Raw genomic sequence first — 22,484 nt, 5'->3', positions numbered from 1 at the left:
ACCGCAGGTCAGAACAACCGCAGCTTGTCGTCCTCGATACCGCGCATCGCGTCGTAGTCCAGCACCTGGCACCCGATACCCCGGTCCGTGGCGAGGACCCGCGCCTGCGGCTTGATCTCCTGGGCCGCGAAGATGCCGCGGACCGGCGCGAGATGGGGATCGCGGTTCAACAGCTCCAGGTAGCGCGTGAGTTGCTCCACGCCGTCGATCTCGCCCCGGCGCTTGATCTCGACCGCGACCGTCCGGCCCTCGGCGTCCCGGCACAGGATGTCCACCGGCCCGATCGCCGTCATGTACTCGCGGCGGATGAGCGTGTAGCCCTCGCCGAGCGTTTCGATGCGGTCGGCGAGGAGTTCCTGGAGGTGCGCTTCCACGCCGTCCTTGATCAGGCCGGGGTCCACGCCGAGTTCGTGCGAGGAGTCGTGGAGGATCTCCTCCATCGTGATGATCAGCTTCTCGCCCGCTTTGTTGGTGACCGTCCAGACGTCCTTCTGCTCGCCGTCCCCCTCCTTCAGGGTGCACGGCGGCGACATCCAGTTCAGGGGCTTGTAGGCCCGGTCGTCCGCGTGGATCGAGACGCTGCCGTCCGCCTTGACCAGGATCAGACGGGGCGCCGAGGGCAGGTGGGCGGTGAGCCGGCCCGCGTAGTCGACGGAGCATCGGGCAATGACGAGACGCATGGTCGGCAACGCTACTCGACGGGCCCGGGTGGACGCGATTCGCCCCGGGGGAGTCCGTATGACCCCGGACTGCCCCTGTTCATTTCTGGCCGATTGTGGGCCTAACGGGGACCTCCCATGTACGCAATCTCCTGGTGCCGTCACCGTCTGTTGCCTACCGTATTAAACGGGAGGTCGCGAGGCGTGTACGCAGAGTGTTCGATATCGCGAACTCCCTTATCTGTCAGGCAACCCCTGCTCTTCGGGGGTGCGAGAGGAGAACCCATGTCGCTCGACGTCTCACCGGCCCTACTCGAACAGGCCGAGCGAGGCGAGGTCGACGAAGCAGCCTTCGTCGACTGCGTCCGGACCTCCCTGCCCTACGCATGGGAGATGATCAGCTCCCTGGTGGCCCAGCTGAAGGTCGACGGCGGCTCGTTCGCCGACAACCAGACGCCCCCGCCGGACGAGCAGGCACGTGGCCAGCTGCTGCGTGCGCTTGCGAGTGACGCGATACGCGGCGCGCTGCAGCGGCACTTCGGGGTGCGACTGGCCTTCCAGAACTGCCACCGGGTGGCGGTGTTCCCGCTCGACGCCTCGGTCGACGAGACGCTTGCCCGCTTCACCTCGGTCCGCAGCCAGCTGCTGAACCAGTCTCCGGAATTCAGGGACTGCTGACGCAGGCAGCCGCTTGCTTGCCGCTCCGTACGCGGGAGGTGCATTCAGTACCGGGGCGGCAAGCCCCCTGGCGGACCGGTCCGTTCGGTACGCACAGGCACAGCAGGGGACCTTCAGCCGAGGTGCGGCAGCACTTCGGCGCCCAGCCGTCGTACGTTCTCCTCGGTCGCCGCCAGGTCGCCCGAGCCCTCGACGAGCAGGGCGAAGCGGGAGATGCCGGTCCGTTCGCTGGTCGCCGCCAGGCGGTCGGCGCACAGGCGCGGGGTGCCCACCGGGTGCAGTCCGCAGAGCAGTTCGGTGTAGGCCAGCGGGTCGCGCATCACGCGATGGCGGCCGTCCACCGTCACATGGGCCTCCAGGCCCTGCCGGAGCCAGCCCGGCATCGCCTTCGTCAGGGTCTCCACCGCGTCCGTGCGCCGGTCCGCGATCTGGCAGACGCCGGCCGAGACATGGGCCGCGTCGAGAATCTCCTCGGCGGGCCGCCCGGCCGCGCGGGCGTACTCCCGCCACAGGGCGACCATCTCGGCCTTCTCCTCGTCGCCCACGTGCATCCCCAGCAGCATCGGCAGCCCGCGCTCGGCCGCGAGGCGCACGCTCCGGGGCGATGTGCACGCGACGACGACCTCGGGCCCCTCGACGTCCGTGAGGCACTCCGAGGGCCTCGGTACGACGGGGACCTCGCGGAAGCCGAACCGCTCGCCGGCGGCCGCGACGGAGGGTTCCCGCAGCCAGCGCAGCAGCAGATCGAGTGATTCCGGGAACCCCTCCTCGTACGCCTTCAGACCCGAGCCGAACACCTCCAGGTCGACCCAGGGGCCGCCGCGGCCCACACCCAGCGAGAACCGCCCGCCCGAGGTGATGTGCAGCAGCGCGGCCTGCTCGCCGAGGGCCACCGGGTGGGCGGTGGGCAGCACGCTGACCGCCGTGCCGACCCTCAGTCGCCGGGTGCGGCCGAGCAGTAACGCGGCCAGGGTGACCGCGGACGGACAGGTGCCGTACGGCACGAAGTGGTGCTCGGCCAGCCAGACCGTGTCGAGCCCCGCTTCCTCGGCGACCTCGGCGGAGCGGACCGCGCGGTGCAGCGCCTCCCCGTCGCCCTGACCCGGGAACCGGGCCGCCAACACGAAACTTCCTACGCGCATCGCTATTTCCTGCTTCCTTGGCTCCGACGCGGAGCTCCCCCACCCGGCATAACCGTCTGACACGTGCCGAGGACACGGCTTGGCGAAGGGATTTGCGGATTGTCTGCAGAATGGATCCGCGGGGTGAGGGACTTGTGGGGGTTGGTCCCGTACGAATACCCCGGTCCGCGCCGCGTAGGCTGGGCATGACCCGTGCATCCTGTATAGCCCCGTGAGGTGTTCCGTGTCCCCGCGTCGCAACCGGCCCAACGGCCCCAAAGGAGCTGCCTCGTTCGGACGCGGCGCCGATGACGACCGTTCCGGTCGCTACGGCGGCTGGCAGTCCTCGGAGAGCTGGCGGGGCGAGGACTGGAACGTACGGCATGTGGCGGGGGCCAGCACGCAGGGCAAGGCGTACCGCTGCCCGGGCTGCGACCAGCTGATCCCGGACGGCGTCCCGCACGTCGTCGCCTGGCCGGACCACGCGGGCGTCGACGACCGCCGCCACTGGCACAAGGCGTGCTGGAACGCGAAGGACCGCCGCACCACGCGGGTGCAGCGGTCCCGGAACGCGCCGAAGTTCTAGCCGCGGTCACGCGGCGGACGGCTCACACGTCCCGCTTCTCCAGCAGCGCGTACGCCCCGGCGAACGCGGCGGCCGTCACGCCGAGCATGATCCACAGCGGGTCCCATCCGGACGGGCCGGATTCGGAGAGGGAGTTGTCGTAGAAGACGCCGAGCTGGTTCGGGATCGAGTACTCGACCAGGGCCTGGCGCAGGTCGTTCAGCGACTCCGAGAACATGAACAGCGCGATGACCAGCGGGGCCAGCACGACACCGATCATGATGGTGATGGCGCCCGCCGAGTGCCGCAGCATCGAGCCGACGACGAGCGAGAGCAGTCCGAGCAGCGCCATGTAGAGCGAGATGCCGACGGTGCCCTTGAGCCACTCCGAGCCGGACGGCTCCCGGGCTCCGGCGCTGTCCAGCATGGCCACATCGGCGAGGGCGACGACGAGGACCGATGCCAGCGTGATCACGAACGCGACCGTGAAGAACACGATCGCCTTCGCCGCCAGCACCCGGCCGCGGGTCGGGCAGGCGGTCATCGTGGTGCGGATCATGCCGGTGCCGTACTCCGAGGCGGTCGTCAGCACGCCGAGCGTGATGATGGCCATGCTGCCCAGGAGCAGTCCGAAGAAGCCGAGGCCCAGGGGGTTCTCGCCGGCCAGGCTGCCCTCGGACGAGTTGGCGGAGACCAGCGCGGCGGCCGCCAGGCCGATGCCGACGACGAGCAGCACGAACACGCCGAGCGTCCACATCGTGGAGCGCACCGAGCGGATCTTCGTCCACTCCGAGGCGAGCGCGTGCCCGAGGTGCGTGCGCACGACGGGGATCGGCGAGGTGTAGGTGGAGTACGACGAGCCGGGCGCCGCCTGCCAGTTCGGTGCGGCGGTCTGCGGCATCGGGGGCTGGGGCGTGCTCATCGGGCGTCCTCGGGCTTGGTCAGGGCGGCAGGGGTGGAGGGTGCGTCGGTCTGCGTGGGGGCGGACACGGGCGGCTGTGCGGGCGCCTGCTGGGGCGCGGGCGGGGCGGCGGCCTGCTGACCGGCGGGCTGCCCCGGGGCCGGGCCGGGCGGCGCCTGAGGCGGCTGGGGCGCCTGCTGGGCGTACGGGTTGGCCGTATCCGCACCGGGTGCCCCGGGAGCGCCGTACGGCCCGGCGGGCGCCTGGCCCGGCGCGCCCTGCGGCGGGGCGAAGGGCTGCCCGCCCTGCTGGGGCGGCGGCGGGGCGTACCAGCCCGGCTGGCCCTGGCCCGGAACCGGCATGGGCGGCTGCGCGCCCGGGGGCAGCGGCTGCTGGAGCCCTGCCTTCTGGTCGATGGTCGAGCGGTAGTCGACCGCGCCCTGCGTCATCCGCATGTACGCCTCCTCCAACGAGGCCTGGTGCGGCGACAGCTCCCACAGCCGTACGTCGGTGTCGTGCGCGATGTCGCTGATGCGGGGGAGCGGCAGCCCGGTCACCCGCAGCGCGCCGTCCTGCTCGGGCAGCACATGGCCGCCCGCCTCGGTGAGCGCGCCGGCCAGCTTCTCGCGCAGCTGCGGCTCGGTGTCGGGCGTACGCACCCGGGCGAAGCCGGCCGAGTTCGCCGCGATGAAGTCCTTGACGCTCATGTCGGCGAGCAGCTGCCCGCGCCCGATGACGATCAGGTGGTCGGCGGTCAGCGCCATCTCGCTCATGAGGTGCGAGGAGACGAAGACGGTCCGGCCCTCGGCCGCCAGCGACTTCATCAGGTTGCGCACCCAGAGGATGCCCTCGGGGTCGAGGCCGTTGACCGGCTCGTCGAACAGCAGCACCTGGGGGTCGCCGAGCAGCGCGGCGGCGATGCCGAGGCGCTGGCCCATGCCGAGCGAGAAGCCCTTGGAGCGCTTCCCGGCCACGTCCTGGAGACCGACCACGCCCAGCACCTCGTCCACCCGGCGGGCCGGGATGCCGGACAGCTGGGCGAGGCTCAGCAGGTGGTTGCGTGCCGCCCGGCCGCCGTGCACGGCCTTGGCGTCCAGCAGGGCGCCGACCTGGCGGGGGGCGTTGGGCAGCTTGCGGTACGGGTAGCCGCCGATGGTGACGTTCCCCGCGGTCGGGTTGTCCAGGCCGAGGATCATGCGCATCGTCGTCGACTTGCCCGAGCCGTTGGGCCCCAGGAAGCCGGTGACAGCACCGGGCCGCACCTGGAAGGACAGGTTGTACACAGCGGTCTTGTCGCCGTAGCGCTTGGTCAGGCCGACTGCTTCGATCATGCTCCGCACCCATCGAAAGGATCAGGACAGCGGGGCACACGCCCCCGTAAGGGTTAGGAGGATATCGAGGCGCTGACGGTTCCACTCAAGGGCCGGTAAAACCTCGTACCGCCGACCCCGCGCTGCTCGCACGCCCCGCCCCTCGCTACGCGTCCCGTTTCCTGAGCGTGGCGTAGCCGCCGGCGATCGCCGCGAGCACCCACAGAGCCATGATGCCGAGCCCGCCCCAGGGACCGTACGGTGTGTCGTCGTCGACCGGCGTGACCACCTGCATGATCTTGCTGCCGGCCTGGTCGGGCAGATAGCGGCCGATCTTCTCGGTGGCCGAGACATTGCCGAGGATGTTGGAGACCAGGAAGAAGAACGGCATCAGGATGCCCAGCGACAGCATCGGTGAGCGCAGCATCGCGGCGACGCCCATGGAGAACATCGCGATGAGGGTCATGTAGAGCCCGCCGCCGATCACCGCGCGCAGCACACCCGGGTCGCCGATCTCCGCCTTGTGCTCGCCGAGCATCGCCTGCCCGAGGAAGAACGTGACGAAGCTGGTGGCCAGGCCGACGACCAGCGCGAGGCCGGTCGCCACCGCGATCTTGCTGAACAGGAAGGTGCCGCGCTGCGGTACGGCCGCCAGCGAGCTGCGGATCATGCCGGTGCTGTACTCGTTCGAGACGACGAGCACCCCGAACACGATCATCGCGAGCTGACCGAGGCTCATCCCGGCGAAGCTGATGAAGGTCGGATCGAAGGAGAGCCTGTCCCGCTCGCTCATGTTGTCGAACTCGTTCGCCGACAGGCCCGAGATCAGCATGCCGAGGGCGATGGTGACCACCACGGCGAGGGAGAGCGTCCACACGGTGGAGGCGACGGACCGGATCTTGGTCCATTCGGAGCGGATGACCTGAGCGGCTGCCATGTTCAGCTCCTCCTCCAGTCTTCGCCCCACTGACGCTGAGGCTCCCCGGGCGGCGCCGCCGAGTGCGCGTGGTACTCCACCGACTCGGCGGTCAGCTGCATGAACGCTTCCTCCAGTGAGGCCTGTTGCGGGCTCAGCTCGTGCAGCACGACCCCGTGCCGCGCCGCCAGCTCCCCGATCTGCTCCGCCTTGCCGCCGTCGACCTCGAGCGTGCCGTTGCCCGCCTCCACCGCCGTGATCCCGGCGGTGTGCAGCACGTCGAGCAGCCGCTCCCGCTGCGGGGTGCGGATCCGGACGTACGATTTCGAGTTCCGCTCGATGAAGTCGGCCATGGTCGTGTCGGCGAGCAGCCTGCCCTGTCCGATGACGACGAGGTGATCGGCGGTCAGCGCCATCTCGCTCATCAGGTGCGAGGAGACGAAGACGGTACGGCCCTGTGCGGCAAGGGATTTCATCAGGTTGCGGATCCAGTGGATGCCCTCGGGGTCGAGCCCGTTGACCGGCTCGTCGAACATCAGGATCTGCGGGTCGCCGAGCAGCGCGCCCGCGATGCCGAGCCGCTGTCCCATGCCCATCGAGAAGCCCTTGGTCTTCTTCCGGGCGACCGCGGTGAGCCCGACCGTCTCCAGCACCTCGCGCACCCGGCGCCTCGGAATGCCGTTGCTCTGCGCGAGGCACAGCAGATGGTTGTAGGCACTGCGCCCCCCGTGCCAGGCCTTGGCCTCCAGCAGGGCGCCGATGTACGTCAGCGGGTCCTTGAGCTGGTCGTAGTGCTTGCCGTCGATACGGACGTCGCCGGCGGTGGGGCGGTCGAGCCCGAGGATCATCCGCATCGTGGTCGACTTGCCGGCGCCGTTGGGCCCGAGGAACCCCGTGACCATGCCCGGTCTGACGGTGAAGGTGAGGTTGTTGACCGCCACCTTCTCGCCGTACCGCTTGGTCAGCCCCTCGAGCTCAATCATGCGCCCACGCTAGGGCCGGGTTTCGGCGACTGCCACCCCACCGGGCAAACGGAGGCCGACGAGGGTGGCAACAGCCGTCAACGCCGCCGGGCAGCGAGTACGCCAAAGGCCCGCACCCTCGGGGGAGACGGTGCGGGCCTCTGATGCTGCTCTGCTGCTACCGGTTACCGGGTCTGCTGAGCCGGCACCCCGCGGGAGATCGGCTCGTCCTCGGCCGGCGTGCCCGCGGCGGCAACCGCGGCACCGGTGAGGGTCGCCAGCATCTCGCGGACGTTCGTCAGCTGGGCGTTGATGCTGTCGCGGCGGTTGGTGAGGGCCGCGAGCTCGCGCTCCGATTCCGAACGGATGCGGTCGGCCTTGGCGTTGGCGTCGGCCACGATGTCCTCGGCCTGGCGCTGGGCCGTCTCCACCGTCTGGCGGGCGCGGCGCTCGGCGTCGGTGCGCAGCTTCTCGGCCTCCAGGCGCAGCTGCTCGGCGCGGTGCTCGATCTCGGCGAGGCGCTTCTCGGCCTTGGCCTGACGGGACGCCAGGTCACGCTCGGACTGCTCGCGGCGCTTGGCGAGGTTCGTCTCGAAGTCGGCGGCGGCCTGCGCGGCCTTGGCGCGGGTCTCCTCGAAGAGGGCGTCCGCCTCCTCGCGCTTGGACTGCGCGTCCTTCTGCGCCTCGGCACGCAGCTGAGAGGCGTCGCTCTTGGCCTTCTCGACGATCCGGACGCCTTCGTCCTCGGCCTTGGCCTTGCGCTCCGCAGCGAACGATTCTGCGTCGTTGCGGACCTGCTGGGCCGCCGACTCGGCGAGCTCGCGGTGCTGCTCGGCGGCGCGGCGGGCCTCCTCGCGCAGATCCTTGGCCTCTTCCTCGGCGAGGCGGAGGATCTTCTCGACACGCGCGCCGAGACCCGCGTACGACGGCTCTGCGTCGGTCACGGCGGCCTGGGCGTTCTGCGTCTCGAGGTGGAGCTCCTCGATGCGCTTTTCCAGAGCGGTGATGCGGGCGAGAGCGCTGTCACGGTCGGAGACGAGCTTGGAGATCCGTTCGTCCACCTGAGCGCGGTCGTACCCACGCCGCACAAGCTCGAAGCCGTAGGGGGAAGTGTCGCTCATGGGGTTCCTGTCGAATGAGACCGGTGAGGTGATAGGTGGAATCCTAGGGGCCGAAGCGGTGTGTCATCGAGCGGATGCGTGTTTGATCTGGAGAATGACACCCCTTTTGGGTGGCTAACCTCAGGACTGCTTGCCAAAGATCTGGTCAAAGGCCCCAGAAAACACCGGAGTCCGGTCTCTTGGCTAGCTGTCCGGCGACTTGCCACCCGATCGGGGGGCGCCCACCGTCGCACCGGCCTTGACCCCGCCGTCCTTGCCCGCCGACGGCGCCTCGAAGGACTCCAGCGCCTCCAGGACGTCCTGGACGCGGGAGATCTCGGCGTTGATGTCCTCGCGGCGCCGGACCAGGACCTCCAGCTCGCGCTTGCCCTCCTCGACCGTGCGCTTGGCCTCGCGGATCGCCTCGGCCCTGAGCTCCTCGGCCTCCTTGATCAGCGTGGACCGCTTCTGCTCGGCCTCCTTCAGCAGCCCCTCGGCCTTCTTGACGGCGGCGATACGGACCTTGCCCGCCTCGGAGTTGGCCTCCGAGACGATCTCCTTGGCCTTCGCCTGCGCCTTGGCCAGCTGCTCCTCGGCGGCCTTGATGAGGGCGTCGCAGCGGTCGCCGGTCGACTTCATCGTCTCGGCGGCCTCACGGCGGGCCCGCTCGTGCAGGTTCTCGATCTCGGTCGTGATGCGGTCGCGCAACTCCTCCGCGCGCTCCCTGATCTGGGTGGCGTCCCGCCGGGCGCCGACGAGCAGCTCGTCCGCGTCCGTACGGGCCTTCTCCACCATGGAGTTGCCCTCGACGGTCGCCTCGGAGACCAGGCGGTCGGCCTCCTTGCGGGCGGCGCCCACCATGGTGTCGGCCTGCGCCTCCGCGTCCGCGGTCGTCTTGTGCGCCTGCTGCTGCGCCTCCGTCAGCAGCTTGTCCGCCTCGGCCGTGGTCTCGGTGATGAGCTTGTCGACCTGCTCGGCCGCCTCCGAGCGCCGCTTGTTGGCGTCCTTGCGGGCCTCGTCGAGGGTGCGCTCGGCCTCCTCGCGCGCGGAGGAGACCAGCCGCTCGGCCTCCGACGCGGCCTCGGCCTTGACCCGCTGGGACTCGCTGCGGATCCGCTCCGCGTGCTGCTGTGCGGCACCGATCGTCTCGGCGGCCTCGGCGCGCAGCCGCTCCGCGTCCGACGTGGCGTCGCCGACCAGCTTCTCGGCCTTGGCGAGCGCCTCGGCCCGGACCCGGTCGGCCTCCGCGACCGTCTCCGACTGCAGCCGCTCCGCCTCGTTGCGTGCCTCGGTGATGAGGGTGTCGGCCTGCGTCGCCGCGTCCGAGCGGATCCGGTTGGCGTCCTCGCGGGCGTCCGCACGGGTGCGCGCTGCGGCCTGGTCGGCCTCGGCGATCTTGTCCGACGCCTCGGTACGGATCCGCTGGGCGTGCTCGGCGGCGTCCGACCGCAGCCGCTCCGCCTCGGCGATCGCCTCCGCCATCGTGCGCTCGGCGAGGGACTTGGCGGCCTCGGCCTCCTCGTGGGCCTCGCGCCGGACGCGGCCCGCGTCCTCGCCGGCCCGCTCCCGCTCGGCGTAGGCGTCGGAGCGGACCCGGTCCGCCTCCTCCTGGGCCTCCCGGCGGGTACGGTCCGCCGCGTGCTCGGCGGCGCTGCGCAGCCCGGCGATCTCCTCCTGGGCCTGCTCGTGCAGCCCGGCCACGGAGTCGCGCACCTGCTGGGCGTGCTGCTCGGCGGCGGAGACCATCTCGGTGGCGCGCCGGTCGGCCTCCTCGACCAGCCGCACCGCCTCGGCCTGCGCGTCCTCGACCCGCTTACGGGCGGAGGCCAGCAGCTCCTCGCTCTGCTCGCGGGCCCGCTCCCGCTCCTGGTCGGCCTCCTGCCGCGCGGAACCGAGGAGTTCCTCGGCCTCGCGGCGGCGCCGGGCGGCCTCCTCCTGGGCGGCGGCCAGCGTCTCGGACGCCTCGGTGGCCAGCCGCTCGGCAGCGGCCTGCGCCTCGGCCCGTACCCGGTCGGCGGTGTCCTGCGCCTCCGACTTCAGCCGCTCGGCCTCGGCCGCGGCCTCCGACCTGAGGCGTACGGCGACGGCCTCGCCCTCGGCCCGGGACGCGGACGCGTCCGACGCGGCCTCGGTGCGCAGCCGGTCGGCCTCCTCCTCGGCCTGCTGCCGCAGGGTGCGGATCCGCTCGGCGGCCTCGGTGCGCAGCCGGTCGGTGTCCTCGGCGGCCTCGCGGCGGATGCGCGCGGCCTCCTCGCGGGCGTCGCTGAGCGCCTGCTCGGCGGCGGCGAGCCGCTGCTCGGCCTCGGTCTGAAGCCGGGTCAGCTCCTCGGCGGCCTCCGCGCGGCGGGCCTCGACGGCACGCTCGGTCTCCTCGCGCAGCTCGCGCGCGGCCCGCTCGGCGTCGGCCTTGATGCCCTCGGCCTGCTCGACGACCTCCTCGCGGTGCCGTTCGGCCTCCTGGCGGGTGCGCTGGAGGGTCTCCTCGGCCTGGCGGCGCAGCGTCGTGGCCCGCTCGATGGCCTCGGTGCGGACCTTCTCGCTGTCCGTGGTGGCCTTCTGGCGCAGCTCGTCCGCGTCCTGCTTGGCCTTCGCCAGCAGCTCCTCGGCGGTCTTGGCCGCCTCCTCGATCTGCTGGACGGCTTCCTTGCGGGCCTCCGCGCGGATCTTCTCGCCCTCGGCGACCGCCTCGGAGCGCAGCTGCTCGGCCTCGCCGCGCAGCCGACGGGCCTCCTCCTGCAGCTCGACCGTCTTGGCGCGGTACTCCTTGGTGTCGTCCTTCGCCGCGCCCTTGAGCTGCTCGGCGATGTCGTGCGCCTCGGCGCGCAGCCGGTCCGCCTCGGCCTCGGCCTCCTTGCGGATCCGCTCGGCCTCCTCGGCCGCCGCCTTGGTGGTGTTCTGCGCGTCCTCCTGCGCCTTGTTGAGGACGTCCTCGGCGGTCTTGGCCGCCTTGGACAGCTGGGTCGCGCTCTCCTCGGCGGTGATCGTGCGGGCCTTCTCGGCCGCCTCCGCGAGCAGCTTCTCGGCCTCGGCGCGGGCGTCGGCGATGACCTGCTCGGCGTCGGCCTTGGTGTTCTCGGCCTCCTTGGTGGCCTCTTCGACCAGCCGGGCGACCTGCTCCTTCGCCGTGCGCGTGCGGGTCTCGTTGGCGGCCTCGGCGCTGGCGAGCGCCTTGGCGGCGGCCTCCTTGGCCTCGGCGACGAGCTTGTCGGCCTCGGACTGCGCCTTGCGCAGCGCCTCCTCGGCCTCCGCCATGCGCTGCTCGGCGGCCCGGCTGAGCTCGGTGGCCTGCCGGCGGGCGGCGTCCGACTCGCTCGCGGTGGAGTTGCGCAGCTGCTCGGCGTGGTCGGTGGCCTCCTGGGCCTGGGTGGAGGCGGCGTTCAGCAGCCGCTCGGCGTCCGTGCGCGCGCGACGCAGGATCTGCTCGGCCTCCGCGCGGGCCTCCTCGGCCGCCGTCTGCAGCCGCTGCCGGGCCTCGGTGGTGAGCCGCTCGGCCTCGGCGCGCGCGGCCGCCATGGCCTGCTCGGCCTCGGCCCGGGACTCGTCGAGCAGCCGACGGGCCTGCTGCTCGCTGCGGGCGCGCAGCTGCTCCGCCCACGCCACGTTCTCGTTGACGTGCGACTCGACGGTCTGCCGCCGCTCGGCCAGCTCCTGGTCCAGCTGCTGGCGGCGCGTCACCGCCTCCTGGTGCAGCTCGGCCTGGAGGCGGGCCGCCTGCTCGGCGTGCTCCTGGAGGATGCGCTGGGTCTGCGCGCGGGCCTGGCTCAGCTCCCGCTCGGCGTCCTGGCGCAGCTGGTCGGCCTGGATCTGGGCGTTGCGCAGCAACTGCTCGGCCTGATAGCCGATGTCGCCGCCGGCGAAGTCGGGCCGGGACATGATGGTGCGCCGCGCCTCGTGCAACTTGGCGCGCAGCACCTCGACCTGGTAGCCGAGGTCCTCGGCGTGCTGGATCGCCTTCTCCCGCTCGGTCTTCAGCCGATCCATCTCGGCCTCGAACCGAGAGAGGTGGTCGACGTCAGCCGCCGGCTCTCGCTCCTGGCGTTCGTAGCCCCGCACTGCGCGGTCCCATCCGTCCCCTGGTCGCAAGTCTCTCCATACGAGCACCGTCCATCCGCCGAACGGGGCCCCCGGGGAATGGTGTCAGATCAACGGCGGAGCACGGGCTGTTGCCCCACCCTCGTCCCCCGAAACCCGGACCCCGGACACGGTCCCTCCGTCAAAGAGGGCGTCGTCCGCCCGTAGGGCGGGCCTCGCGGCGTCTGGTGCGTGCGATCGCAAGGCGCCGAAAGGTCCTCGTAGCGGAGCTACTAGGGCCTTTCGGCAACGCGGCGAGCGTGCGTGCCAGGCGTCGCGAGGCAGGCGCCCTCTTTGACGGAGGGACCGGGTCGCCCTGAGGAAGCGGCGACCGCCCCCAACCCTACCGGCCTCTATGTACGAGGGTCAGTGCTCAGGTGACTCAACAGGTGCCGAAGTGACCAGTTCTGTCAGTACGCCATGGCAATCCTTTGGGTGCAGGAAGGTGATTCGTGACCCCATGGAGCCGCGCCGGGGCTCTTCGTACAGAACGCGTACGCCCTTTTCCTTGATGTCGGCGGCGTCGCCGTCCACATCCGCCGTACCGAAAGCGATGTGGTGGACACCCTCGCCGTTCTTGTCGAGCCACTTCGCCACGGTGGAGTCCGGACGTGTGGGCTCGAGAAGCTGCAGGTAGGAGGCGCCTCCGTCGGAGGTGTCGTTGATCTTGAGCATGGCCTCGCGGACGCCCTGCTCCTCGTTGACCTCGGAGTGGAACACCTCGAAGCCATAGGTGGCCCGATAGAACTCGACGGTCTTGTCGAGATCGAAACAGGCGATTCCGATGTGGTCGATTCGCGTCAGCATGGTGTTCAGTGCAGCGCTCCCGAGGTGGTTACGCAACGTGCGCGCGATCACACCGACGGCCCGGTGACGGCACGGAGTGCCACTCAGTACATTCGAAGTAAACCCTCGTTCACTCCTCGGCAGTGCAGCCGGTAAGGGGATCACAGCTCATGTCTGGATCGAACAGCACGACCTCGGTGATCGTCGCGGGCGCCCGTACGCCCATGGGACGGTTGCTGGGCTCGCTGAAGTCCTTCTCCGGAGCCGACCTCGGCGGCTTCGCGATCAAGGCCGCCCTCGACCGTGCGGGGATCGGCGGCGACCAGGTGCAGTACGTGATCATGGGCCAGGTGCTGCAGGCCGGGGCGGGGCAGATCCCGGCGCGCCAGGCCGCGGTCAAGGCCGGCATCCCGATGAACGTCCCGGCGCTCACCATCAACAAGGTGTGTCTGTCCGGCCTCGACGCGATCGCGCTCGCGGACCAGCTGATCCGCGCGGGTGAGTTCGACGTGATCGTGGCGGGCGGCCAGGAGTCGATGACGAACGCCCCGCACCTCCTCCCCAAGTCCCGTGAGGGCTTCAAGTACGGCGCGGTGCAGATGATCGACGCGATGGCGTACGACGGTCTGACCGACTCCTTCGAGAACATCGCCATGGGCGAGTCGACGGAGAAGCACAACACGCGCCTCGGCATCCGGCGCCCCGAGCAGGACGAGATCGCCGCCCTGTCCCACCAGCGCGCCGCCGCCGCGCAGAAGAACGGCATCTTCGAGGCCGAGATCACCCCGGTCGAGATCCCGCAGCGCAAGGGCGACCCGGTTCTCTTCAGCAAGGACGAGGGCATCCGCGGGGACACCACCGCGGAGTCCCTGGGCAAGCTGCGCCCCGCGTTCTCCAAGGACGGCACCATCACCGCCGGCTCGTCCTCGCAGATCTCGGACGGCGCGGCGGCCGTGGTCGTGATGAGCAAGGCCAAGGCGCAGGAGCTCGGCCTGGACTGGATCGCGGAGATCGGCGCCCACGGCAACGTGGCGGGTCCGGACAACAGCCTCCAGTCCCAGCCCTCCAACGCCATCCTCCACGCCCTGAAGAAGGAGGGCCTGGAGGTCTCCGACCTCGACCTGATCGAGATCAACGAGGCCTTCGCCGCCGTCGCGGTGCAGTCAATGAAGGACCTCGGAGTGTCCACGGAAAAGGTGAACGTCAACGGCGGAGCCATCGCCCTGGGTCACCCGATCGGTATGTCCGGTGCGCGTCTCGTCCTGCACCTGGCCCTGGAGCTGAAGCGGCGGGGCGGCGGGGTCGGCGCGGCCGCGCTGTGCGGTGGCGGCGGTCAGGGTGACGCGCTGATCGTGCGGGTACCCAAGGCCTGAGTTCTCCTTTGTAGAACTGCAGGACCGTAGGACCTCTTCGTGAACGGAGCTGTGATGCAGGACGTCTCCACCCTGGTGGCCCAGGCCAGGGAAGGCCGGCCGCGGGCCGTGGCCCGGCTGATCTCCCTGGTGGAGGGGGCGTCCCCGCAACTGCGGGAGGTCATGCGGACGCTCGCGCCACTGACGGGCAACGCGTACGTCGTGGGCCTGACGGGTTCACCGGGCGTGGGCAAGTCGACATCCACGTCCGCCCTCGTGACGGCGTACCGCAAGCAGGGCAAGCGGGTCGGCGTCCTGGCCGTCGACCCGTCCTCGCCGTTCTCGGGCGGTGCCCTGCTCGGCGACCGGGTCCGGATGTCGGAGCACGCCTCCGACCCGGGCGTCTACATCCGCTCGATGGCGACGCGGGGCCACCTGGGCGGCCTCGCGTGGGCGGCCCCGCAGGCGATCCGCGTCCTGGACGCGGCGGGCTGCGACGTGATCCTGGTCGAGACGGTCGGCGTAGGCCAGTCGGAGGTGGAAATCGCCTCCCAGGCAGACACCTCCGTAGTCCTCCTCGCCCCCGGCATGGGCGACGGCATCCAGGCGGCCAAGGCGGGCATCCTGGAGATCGGCGACGTGTACGTCGTCAACAAGGCCGACCGCGACGGCGCCGACGCCACCGCACGCGAGCTCAACCACATGCTCGGCCTCGGCGAGTCCCGCGGCCCCGGCGACTGGCGCCCACCCATCGTCAAGACGGTCGCCGCCCGTGCCGAGGGCGTCGACGAGGTCGTGGAGGCCCTGGAGAAGCACCGCGCCTGGATGGAGGAGCGGGGCGTCCTCACCGAACGCCGCCGCGCCCGCGCCGCCCGCGAGGTGGAGACCATCGCCGTCACGGCCCTCCGCGAACGCATCGCCGACCTCCACGGCGACCGCCGCCTCGGGGCACTGGCAGAGAAGATCGTCGCCGGGGAACTGGACCCGTACCGAGCGGCGGACGAACTGGTGGCGGGCCTGACGAAGGGCTGACGGTCACGGCTTTTCAGCCCGTCCGGCGTTCGAGGACGAGGCTGCAACCATCCCTGGTCCCCACCCCCCGCAGGGGGCGATCACCTCGCGACGCCAGCCAGCTGCACTAAGCCTGTCCGGCGTTCGAGGACGAGGCTGCAACCGTCCCGAGCCCCCACCCACCCGCAAGGGGCTCCGTCTCTCGACGCCGGTCCGCATCATCCAGCCCGTCCGGCGTTTGAGGACGAGGCCCTTTCGGGGCCGACGGGGTTCCAGGGGGCGGAGCCCCCTGGCGGGGTGGAAGGGGCGGAACCCCTTCAGGATGGGGCGGGTAGGGGCGGCGGGGGCGAGAAAACCCGCCCGCACCCGACGTCAGTCGTCGTCGCCCGAGGCGTCACCGTCCCGGTCGCCCTGGTCCTGCGTGACCTTGCCCGTCTTCAGGTCGACCTTCCACTCACCCTTGGTGGTCTCCACGCTCCACGCCGCCGCACCGTCGTCATCCAGGTCCACGTCGGTGACCGTGCCCTTCGCCGCGCCGGCCTGCGCAGCCTCGCGGGCGTCGACGCTCGCGCCCTTCAGCGCGGCGAGGTCCTCGCGGCCGTCGTTGTCGTCATCGTCGTCGCGCTGGGCCCCGAGGACCTTGCCGCTGTCCGCGGCGACCCGGACGTCGTACTCGGCGCCGTCACCCTTGACGACGTTCACCTCCCACACGCCCGAGCCGTCGTCGTCCAGGTCGGCGGAGACGGCCGTGCCCGGCGTGTGCTTCAGCGCGGCCGCGATCGCGTCGGCGGCGGTGACCTCGGCGGTGGGGGCTTCCGTACGGACGTCGGCGGTGTCGTCGTCCCTGTCGTCGGCGACCCGTACGTTCGGCTGACGCGCGGTGGGTGCGCTGTCGTCGTCACCGACGGCGTAGGCCGCGACGGTGCCGCCTCCGATCAGAGCCGCGGCGGCGACGGTGGCGATGACGATGTTGCGCTTCATCCCGGTTCCTCCCGAGTAGTTCTCGTTTCGACGGGAATCAATCTGCCGAACCGACGCTGAGAGGAACCTGAAGCCCCCTGAAGAGATCTTCAGCTTCGCTTTGCCAGGCTGTACGCATGCGCCTGTTGATCGTGGAGGACGAGAAGCGGCTGGCCCTGTCGCTCGCCAAGGGGCTGACGGCCGAGGGATACGGCGTGGACGTCGTCCACGACGGCCGTGAGGGGCTGTACCGGGCCTCGGAGGGGTCGTACGACCTCGTGATCCTCGACATCATGCTGCCCGGCATGAACGGCTACCGCGTCTGCGCCGCCCTGCGCGCCGCCGGCCACGACGTGCCGATCCTGATGCTCACCGCCAAGGACGGCGAGTACGACGAGGCCGAGGGGCTGGACACCGGCGCGGACGACTACCTGACCAAGCCGTTCTCGTACGTCGTCCTCGTCGCCCGCGTCAAGGCGCTGCTGCGGCGCGGCGGCCAGGGCGTCGGCGCCTCTCCCGTGCACGTCAACGGTGACCTCAAGGTCGACACGGCCGCCCGCCGGGTCTTCCTCGGCGAGGATGAAGTCACCCTCACCGCCAAGGAGTTCGCGGTGCTGGAGACGCTCGTCGTGCGGGCCGGCGAGGTGGTGTCCAAGGCGGAGATCCTGGAGCACGTCTGGGACTTCGCGTACGAGGGGGATCCGAACATCGTCGAGGTGTACGTCAGCACCCTGCGGCGCAAGCTGCGTGCCGGGCTCATCCGGACCGTCCGCGGCGCCGGGTACCGGCTGGAGAGAGTGGAGGCGTCGCCATGAGGGGCCGTCTTTTCGGTTCCGTCCGGTCGCGGGCGACGCTGGCCGCCACCCTCGTCGTCGCGGTGGCGCTGGTCGCGGCCGGGACCGCCGTACTGCTGTCGCTGCGGTCGAACCTGATCGGGCAGGCGGCCACGGAGGCGGAACGGACCGCACGCGCCGTCGCCTCGGACATCGCGCTCACCAGGCCGCAGGACCGGCTGCCGGTGGACAAGGACGTGCCGGTCCAGGTCGTCGACGAGGACGGGAAGTTGCTCGCGGCCAACGAGGATCTTGAGCGGATCAGCGGCACGGGCACCGACGCGGTGCGGCCGCAGCCCCAGCCGTCGCCGGGAGGAGCCACGAGCGACTCCGGCGACTCGGGCGACTCCGGTGACTCGGGCGACTCCGACGACGACGCGGACGACGACTCCTCCCTCGCCTCCCTCGAACCGGGCGAGGTCAGCGACCACACCACCTTCACGAACGGCACCGCCACGGTCGACGGCGAGACCGACGAGTACCGCTTCGCCAAGGTCCACGTGGAGGTCGACGGCAGGGGCACACTCGCCGTCTTCGCGGGTGCGCCGCTCTCCGCCGAACAGGGCGCCGTCAAGACCGCGTTGACCGTGATGCTGATCGGCTTCCCGCTGCTGCTCGGCGTCGTCGCGGGCGTCACCTGGCTGGTCACCCGGCGCGCCCTGCGCCCGGTCGAGGGCATCCGCGGCGAGATGGCCGCGATCACCGCCTCCGAGGACCTCGCGCGCCGCGTACCGGTGCCGGACACGCACGACGAGGTCGCCCGCCTCGCCCTGACCACCAACGAGACGCTGGCCGCCCTGCAGACTTCGGTGGAACGCCAGCGCCGCTTCGTCGCCGACGCCTCGCACGAGTTGCGCAGCCCGATCGCGTCCCTGCGCACCCAGCTCGAAGTGGGCGCCGCCCACCCCGAGTTGCTCGACCTCGACGGCGCCGTGGAGGACACCGTACGGCTGCAGGACCTCGCGGCCGACCTGCTGCTGCTCGCCCGCCTGGACGCGGGGGAGCGGCCCGGCGACGGGCGGTTCGACCTCGGCGCGCTGGCCCGGGAGCAGGCCGACGGGCGGGCGAACGTGACGGTGGAGGCGTCGGCCGTGGAGGTGGCGGGGGCGCGCGGACAGGTGGCCCGGGTGCTCACCAACCTGCTGGACAACGCCCAGCGGCACGCCCGCTCGGCGGTCACGGTGACCGTCCGGAAGGACGGGGCGTGGGCCGTCGTGGCCGTCGCCGACGACGGGGACGGGGTGGCCGAGGCCGACCGGGAGCGGATCTTCGAGCGGTTCGTACGGCTCGACGAGGCCCGCAGCCGCGACGACGGCGGCGCCGGGCTGGGTCTGGCCATCGCCCGCGACGTCGCCGTACGGCACGGTGGCACGCTCACCGTGGGCCGGGCGCCGGCGGGCGGAGCCCTGTTCGAACTCCGCCTGCCGCAGGCTCGGTAGTCGCCGGGTGCGCCGCCCTGGCTACGGGCGCCCGCGCTGGCCGCGCAGGTGCTCCGCGATCGGCTTGAGGGCCTTGTCGAGCTCCGTCAGTGCCTCGGGGGACAGCAGGTCGATGAAGTGCCTGCGCACGGACGCCACATGGTGCGGCGCGACCTTCTGCATCGTCTCCATGCCGTGGTCGGTGAGGACCGCGTAGAGCCCTCGGCGGTCGGACTCGCAGTTCTCACGCCGGACCAGGTTCGCGTTCTCCATCCTGGTGATCTGGTGGGAGAGGCGGCTCTTGGACTGGAGGGTGGCGGACGCGAGGTCGCTCATCCGCATCCGTACGTCCTCCGACTCGGAGAGATTCACCAGGATCTCGTAGTCGTTCATTGTCAGGCCGAACGGCTGCAGGTCCTTCTCGAGCTGGTACGTCAACAGCCTGTTGACCTCCAGGTGGGTGCGCCAGGCGCACTGCTCCGCATCAGTCAGCCAGGGGGTGGCCGTCTCGGTCTCCATGAATGAAGTCTACCTAAGAAGTTGAAAGGCGAACTAGTGAGGGTTTTCTGTGACATACCCGTGCGTGCACGGTGGCATGACCGTGTGCGCACACGTTCGATGTCACACTCCGCAGACTACCGCTCACAGCCCGAAGCGACGCTGGAGGTCTCCCAGCTGTCCGGGAAGGCGCGGTACACCGGCCATTTGTGAAGGGCCTGTGTGGGTGCCACCGGAACCGGGTACTCCGGCGCCCGGCGGGACCGCCCCCGTGGCCTGCTCGGCCATGAGGGTCTCGGTCGACTGGAGCAGGACCGTACCCGCTCCGACGAACTCGAACTGATGCTCCTCTCCGGAGGCCCCACCGAGGCCTGTCAGTGCACGTAGACCGCCCATTACGCCGGTCATGTAGCCATGGTCGTAGTGGTGGCACGGCGACGGGCAGTCGGCCCAGCCGACGAGTGCCTGCGGGTCCACCCGGATCGGGGGTTCCATGAACACCACCGGACCGTTAGATGCGGCCACGAACTTTCCGGTTCCGATGAGTGTCAGAAAACCCGGCACAATCGATTGCTTGAGGGCAAGACTTGGCTGAAAAGCGAGCAGGTTGCCCGAGCGAATGGTCAGGTTGCCGTCTTCGAGGTCGTACGAGTTCACGTCGAAGGCCCGGTCGGCCAGCAGCATCTTGCCCGAGCCCTCCGCGACGACCCAGTCGCTCGCGTGCAGAGGCGAATGAAAGGACGTACGGACGAGTCGGTCCAGTCGGCCGTGCCCGACGCCGTTGAACTCCATCGAGCCGTAGTAGGCGATCATCTTCCCCTTCTGCAGGAACCACTGGCTCCCCTTGAGCTCCACGCAGAAGGTGTAGGCGTTGACGTTGTCGTCGGAGGGCAGTGTCGCGGGGTCGTGGATCGTGGGCCCGGCGCCCGGGTAGTGGCTCACAGCTTCTCCTCCGACGCCTGGACGTACACCGCACCGCTGCCGCTGAGCTCCAGCTGGAAGGCCTCGCCGGAGCCACGGCCCACCATGTCGCGCCAGCCCAGGGCGGTGGACAGCTTGTTGCGCACGTCGCCGTGGTGGGCGACGTAGGCCTGGGGGTCGACGTGGACCGGCCGCTGCGGGGTGATCGGGATCTCGAAGACGCCACCGTGCGCCATCACGGCCACCGCCCCGTGCCCCTTGAGGGTGGTCGTGAACAGCCCCTGCCCGCTGATCTGCCCCCGGACCATGCCCATGACGCCGCCCTGCGAGCCGAGGAACATCGTGCCCTGCTGGAGCGTGCCCTCGAAGGCGAGCAGGCGGTCCGCCTCGACGCACAGGGTGTCGCCGGCGAGGTTGATCACCTGGACGTGGTGGCCGCCGTGCCCGAAGAGGACCGTGCCGCTGCCCTCGACGGTCATCAGCGGGGTGTCCTCGTTCGCCACCCGGCGCCCGATCATCGACATGATCCCGCCCTGGCCGCCGGCCGTGTTCGGGGTGAAGGACACCTCGCCCTTGTAGGCGAGCATGGCCCCGCGCTGACTGAACAGCCGCTGCCCCGGCATGACGGTCGCCTCGACCATCTTCGAGTTGATCTCGCGGAAGCCCATGTCACACGTCCCCCGCGATCGTGTTGCGCTCGCTCGGCTGTACGTACACCAGCCCGTCCCCCTCGAACCGGATCTGGAAGGCCTCGCCGCCGCCCTCGCCCATGAGGGTGCGGAACGTCACACCGGACTGGAAGGACTGCCGTAGATTCCCCTGGTGGGCGACATAGGCCCCCGGGTCGACGGTCAGCGGGTACTGCGAGCTGACCCGCAGCACCACGGCAGGCCCGTCGGACATGATCGCCGCCTGCCCGTGCCCCTCGACGGTCGTGGTGAACAGCCCGTTGCCCTGCGAGGCGCCGCGCAGCCCCGTGAAGGACGTGCCGGTGCGCAGCCCCGCGTCGGTCGCGAGCAGGTTGCTCGACTCGACGTAGAGCTTGTCGCCCTGGAGGTTCACGAGGTTGATCTCGGAGGCGCGGTCGGCGAACCAGCACGTCCCGTGCCCCTTCACCTCCATCACCGTCATCTGCTCACCGGTGAGCCGCCGGGTCACCATCCCCCGGATGCCCTCACCGCCACCGCTCATCTTCTTGAAGGCCATCTGCCCGTCGTACGCGACCATCGAGCCGTTCTTCGCCTTCACGGCGTCCCCGGTCATGTCGACGGCGAGCACCTTGCTTCCCTGCAGTCGGAACATCGCCACGCAGGGAAGGTAACCGCTGGCGCATGCCGCCGACAGAGCCCGTGGTCGGACTTCACCCCTGACGCCACCCCTACTTCCTGCTCCATCCGGCGTCGACCCGACCCCCGAGCCCCACCCGGCGCCCGGCGTTTGCCACAATGGGCGAGCGTTTGTGCTTGCGTTCACAAGGTGATCCGAGCCGACCGACGTCTCTCCCACCGAACCCCACCGAAGGTGACCCGTGGACATCAAGACCGCCACCGCCCTCCGCCGCCTCCGACTCGTCTCGGCCCCCGAGGCGGTGTCGTTCCTGCTCCTGCTCGTCTGCTCGGTGCTGAAGCGGACCACGGACTTCAACGCGGTACCCGTGATGGGCGCGGTCCACGGCATTCTCTTCATCCTCTACGTGATCTTCTGGGCGGACGCCTGGAACCGCGCCAAGTGGCCGCTGAAGACCGCGGCGGTCTACTTCGTCCTCTCCGTCCTGCCGACCGGCGGCTTCTTCGCCGACCGCAAACTCAAGCGCGAGGCCGAGGACGCGGTCATCGCCGCCCGCGCCCGCAGGGAAGGCAAGGTCAACGCATGATCGTCGCCTTTTCCGTGACGCCGCTCGGCGTCGGCGAGGACGTGGGGGAGTACGTCGCCGACGCCGTCCGGGTCGTTCGCGAGTCGGGTCTGCCCAACCGCACCGACGCCATGTTCACCTCCGTCGAGGGCGACAGCTGGGACGAGGTCATGGACGTCGTCAAGCGCGCCGTGGCCGCCGTCGAGGCGCGCGCACCGCGGGTGTCGCTCGTGCTCAAGGCGGACATCAGGCCCGGTGTGACGGACGGTCTCACCTCCAAGGTGGAGACCGTGGAGCGGCATCTGGCCGAATAGGCCGCAGCGCACGGGCCACAGCGCGCCGGGGCGGACGTACGGAAGCCGTACGTCCGCCCCGGCGCGTCACTGTCTCCAACTCCGCGCTCCGAAGAGGCACTTCGGTTCGTGGTCCGCAACGGCCCGGCCGCCCCGGGACCCGGCTGACACCGCGTCGGCAGGTGATCCGTACCCGCATTCCGGCGTGTCCGGCGGGCAGTTCCCTCAATTGGCCCGCGCGGCTCGCGGACCCCGTGGCCCTGACCCACGATGAAGG

22 protein-coding genes are annotated in these 22,484 nt (G+C 70.7%); 8 read left to right on the top strand and 14 right to left on the bottom strand.

What is annotated here, in order from left to right; all coding sequences use genetic code 11:
- Window positions 1–8: 8 nt before the first annotated feature.
- Window positions 9–680: an endonuclease NucS gene (gene nucS / locus ACZ7L6_RS10365; RefSeq protein WP_055625192.1), complete on the bottom strand. Its 672-nt coding sequence runs from the start codon at window positions 678–680 to the stop codon at window positions 9–11.
- A 264-nt stretch (window positions 681–944) separates the two neighbouring features.
- On the opposite strand from nucS, the gene ACZ7L6_RS10360 reads away from it, so the two are divergent.
- Window positions 945–1,337 (top strand): SCO5389 family protein, encoded by a 393-nt coding sequence (locus ACZ7L6_RS10360; protein ID WP_020942287.1) that lies wholly within the window; start codon window positions 945–947, stop codon window positions 1,335–1,337.
- 113 nt (window positions 1,338–1,450) lie between these two features.
- On the opposite strand, the gene ACZ7L6_RS10355 is transcribed toward ACZ7L6_RS10360, so the two are convergent.
- Window positions 1,451–2,479 (bottom strand): LLM class flavin-dependent oxidoreductase, encoded by a 1,029-nt coding sequence (locus ACZ7L6_RS10355; RefSeq protein WP_471921962.1) that lies wholly within the window; start codon window positions 2,477–2,479, stop codon window positions 1,451–1,453.
- A gap of 223 nt (window positions 2,480–2,702) precedes the next feature.
- Between ACZ7L6_RS10355 and ACZ7L6_RS10350 the strand changes: the two genes are divergently transcribed.
- Window positions 2,703–3,044 carry an ATP/GTP-binding protein gene (locus ACZ7L6_RS10350; RefSeq protein WP_471921961.1) on the top strand — a complete coding sequence of 114 codons (342 nt, stop codon included), beginning with the start codon at window positions 2,703–2,705 and terminating at the stop codon, window positions 3,042–3,044.
- A 22-nt stretch (window positions 3,045–3,066) separates the two neighbouring features.
- Here the strand turns inward: ACZ7L6_RS10350 and ACZ7L6_RS10345 are convergent, their stop codons facing one another.
- From ACZ7L6_RS10345 to mce, 7 genes are all read right to left on the bottom strand, one after another.
- The gene (locus ACZ7L6_RS10345) at window positions 3,067–3,945 is read right to left on the bottom strand and encodes an ABC transporter permease (protein WP_471921959.1); all 879 of its coding nucleotides are present in this window, start codon (window positions 3,943–3,945) and stop codon (window positions 3,067–3,069) included.
- On the bottom strand, window positions 3,942–5,255 hold the full coding sequence (locus tag ACZ7L6_RS10340) for an ABC transporter ATP-binding protein (RefSeq protein WP_471921957.1): 1,314 nt from the start codon (window positions 5,253–5,255) through the stop codon (window positions 3,942–3,944). Before ACZ7L6_RS10340 ends, ACZ7L6_RS10345 begins: the two co-directional genes overlap by 4 nt.
- Window positions 5,256–5,400: 145 nt before the next feature.
- Complete coding sequence (locus tag ACZ7L6_RS10335) at window positions 5,401–6,171, bottom strand: ABC transporter permease (RefSeq protein WP_471921955.1); 771 nt, start codon at window positions 6,169–6,171, stop codon at window positions 5,401–5,403.
- Window positions 6,172–6,173: 2 nt separating this feature from the next.
- A complete protein-coding gene (locus tag ACZ7L6_RS10330) occupies window positions 6,174–7,133 on the bottom strand; it encodes an ABC transporter ATP-binding protein (RefSeq protein ID WP_471921953.1) in 960 nt (319 codons plus the stop codon).
- 164 nt (window positions 7,134–7,297) lie between these two features.
- Window positions 7,298–8,233 carry a coiled-coil domain-containing protein gene (locus tag ACZ7L6_RS10325; protein WP_003997840.1) on the bottom strand — a complete coding sequence of 312 codons (936 nt, stop codon included), beginning with the start codon at window positions 8,231–8,233 and terminating at the stop codon, window positions 7,298–7,300.
- A gap of 183 nt (window positions 8,234–8,416) precedes the next feature.
- On the bottom strand, window positions 8,417–12,265 hold the full coding sequence (gene scy / locus ACZ7L6_RS10320; protein ID WP_471921951.1) for a polarized growth protein Scy: 3,849 nt from the start codon (window positions 12,263–12,265) through the stop codon (window positions 8,417–8,419).
- A 384-nt stretch (window positions 12,266–12,649) separates the two neighbouring features.
- The gene (gene mce / locus ACZ7L6_RS10315) at window positions 12,650–13,090 is read right to left on the bottom strand and encodes a methylmalonyl-CoA epimerase (RefSeq protein WP_030950042.1); all 441 of its coding nucleotides are present in this window, start codon (window positions 13,088–13,090) and stop codon (window positions 12,650–12,652) included.
- Window positions 13,091–13,239: 149 nt separating this feature from the next.
- Here mce and ACZ7L6_RS10310 point away from each other — a divergent pair, with 149 nt between their 5' ends.
- Window positions 13,240–14,442, top strand: coding sequence for an acetyl-CoA C-acetyltransferase (locus tag ACZ7L6_RS10310; protein ID WP_471921949.1), 1,203 nt, complete (start codon window positions 13,240–13,242; stop codon window positions 14,440–14,442).
- Window positions 14,443–14,496: 54 nt separating this feature from the next.
- On the top strand, window positions 14,497–15,453 hold the full coding sequence (gene meaB / locus ACZ7L6_RS10305) for a methylmalonyl Co-A mutase-associated GTPase MeaB (RefSeq protein ID WP_471923347.1): 957 nt from the start codon (window positions 14,497–14,499) through the stop codon (window positions 15,451–15,453).
- A 351-nt stretch (window positions 15,454–15,804) separates the two neighbouring features.
- Here the strand turns inward: meaB and ACZ7L6_RS10300 are convergent, their stop codons facing one another.
- Window positions 15,805–16,413, bottom strand: a complete 609-nt coding sequence (locus ACZ7L6_RS10300) for a PepSY domain-containing protein (protein ID WP_471921947.1) — start codon at window positions 16,411–16,413, stop codon at window positions 15,805–15,807.
- 116 nt (window positions 16,414–16,529) lie between these two features.
- On the opposite strand from ACZ7L6_RS10300, the gene ACZ7L6_RS10295 reads away from it, so the two are divergent.
- Window positions 16,530–17,207, top strand: coding sequence for a response regulator transcription factor (locus tag ACZ7L6_RS10295; RefSeq protein WP_471921945.1), 678 nt, complete (start codon window positions 16,530–16,532; stop codon window positions 17,205–17,207).
- Complete coding sequence (locus ACZ7L6_RS10290; RefSeq protein WP_471921943.1) at window positions 17,204–18,664, top strand: sensor histidine kinase; 1,461 nt, start codon at window positions 17,204–17,206, stop codon at window positions 18,662–18,664. The genes ACZ7L6_RS10295 and ACZ7L6_RS10290 overlap by 4 nt, the downstream gene beginning before the upstream one ends.
- Window positions 18,665–18,685: 21 nt before the next feature.
- On the opposite strand, the gene ACZ7L6_RS10285 is transcribed toward ACZ7L6_RS10290, so the two are convergent.
- From ACZ7L6_RS10285 to ACZ7L6_RS10270, 4 genes are all read right to left on the bottom strand, one after another.
- A complete protein-coding gene (locus ACZ7L6_RS10285) occupies window positions 18,686–19,162 on the bottom strand; it encodes a MarR family winged helix-turn-helix transcriptional regulator (protein WP_471921941.1) in 477 nt (158 codons plus the stop codon).
- A 123-nt stretch (window positions 19,163–19,285) separates the two neighbouring features.
- Window positions 19,286–20,083, bottom strand: coding sequence for an AIM24 family protein (locus tag ACZ7L6_RS10280; protein WP_471921939.1), 798 nt, complete (start codon window positions 20,081–20,083; stop codon window positions 19,286–19,288).
- On the bottom strand, window positions 20,080–20,730 hold the full coding sequence (locus tag ACZ7L6_RS10275) for an AIM24 family protein (protein ID WP_471921937.1): 651 nt from the start codon (window positions 20,728–20,730) through the stop codon (window positions 20,080–20,082). The genes ACZ7L6_RS10280 and ACZ7L6_RS10275 overlap by 4 nt, the downstream gene beginning before the upstream one ends.
- Before the next feature lies 1 nt (window position 20,731).
- Window positions 20,732–21,364, bottom strand: a complete 633-nt coding sequence (locus ACZ7L6_RS10270; RefSeq protein WP_274249757.1) for an AIM24 family protein — start codon at window positions 21,362–21,364, stop codon at window positions 20,732–20,734.
- A 226-nt stretch (window positions 21,365–21,590) separates the two neighbouring features.
- On the opposite strand from ACZ7L6_RS10270, the gene ACZ7L6_RS10265 reads away from it, so the two are divergent.
- Window positions 21,591–21,935, top strand: a complete 345-nt coding sequence (locus tag ACZ7L6_RS10265) for a DUF3817 domain-containing protein (protein WP_471921934.1) — start codon at window positions 21,591–21,593, stop codon at window positions 21,933–21,935.
- Complete coding sequence (locus ACZ7L6_RS10260) at window positions 21,932–22,228, top strand: MTH1187 family thiamine-binding protein (RefSeq protein WP_471921931.1); 297 nt, start codon at window positions 21,932–21,934, stop codon at window positions 22,226–22,228. Before ACZ7L6_RS10265 ends, ACZ7L6_RS10260 begins: the two co-directional genes overlap by 4 nt.
- Window positions 22,229–22,484: the final 256 nt, after the last annotated feature.

Source organism: Streptomyces sp. NPDC107522 (assembly GCF_055657525.1).
Note: the sequence above shows the minus strand (reverse complement) of the source record. Positions and strands in the feature narration are given on the sequence as shown.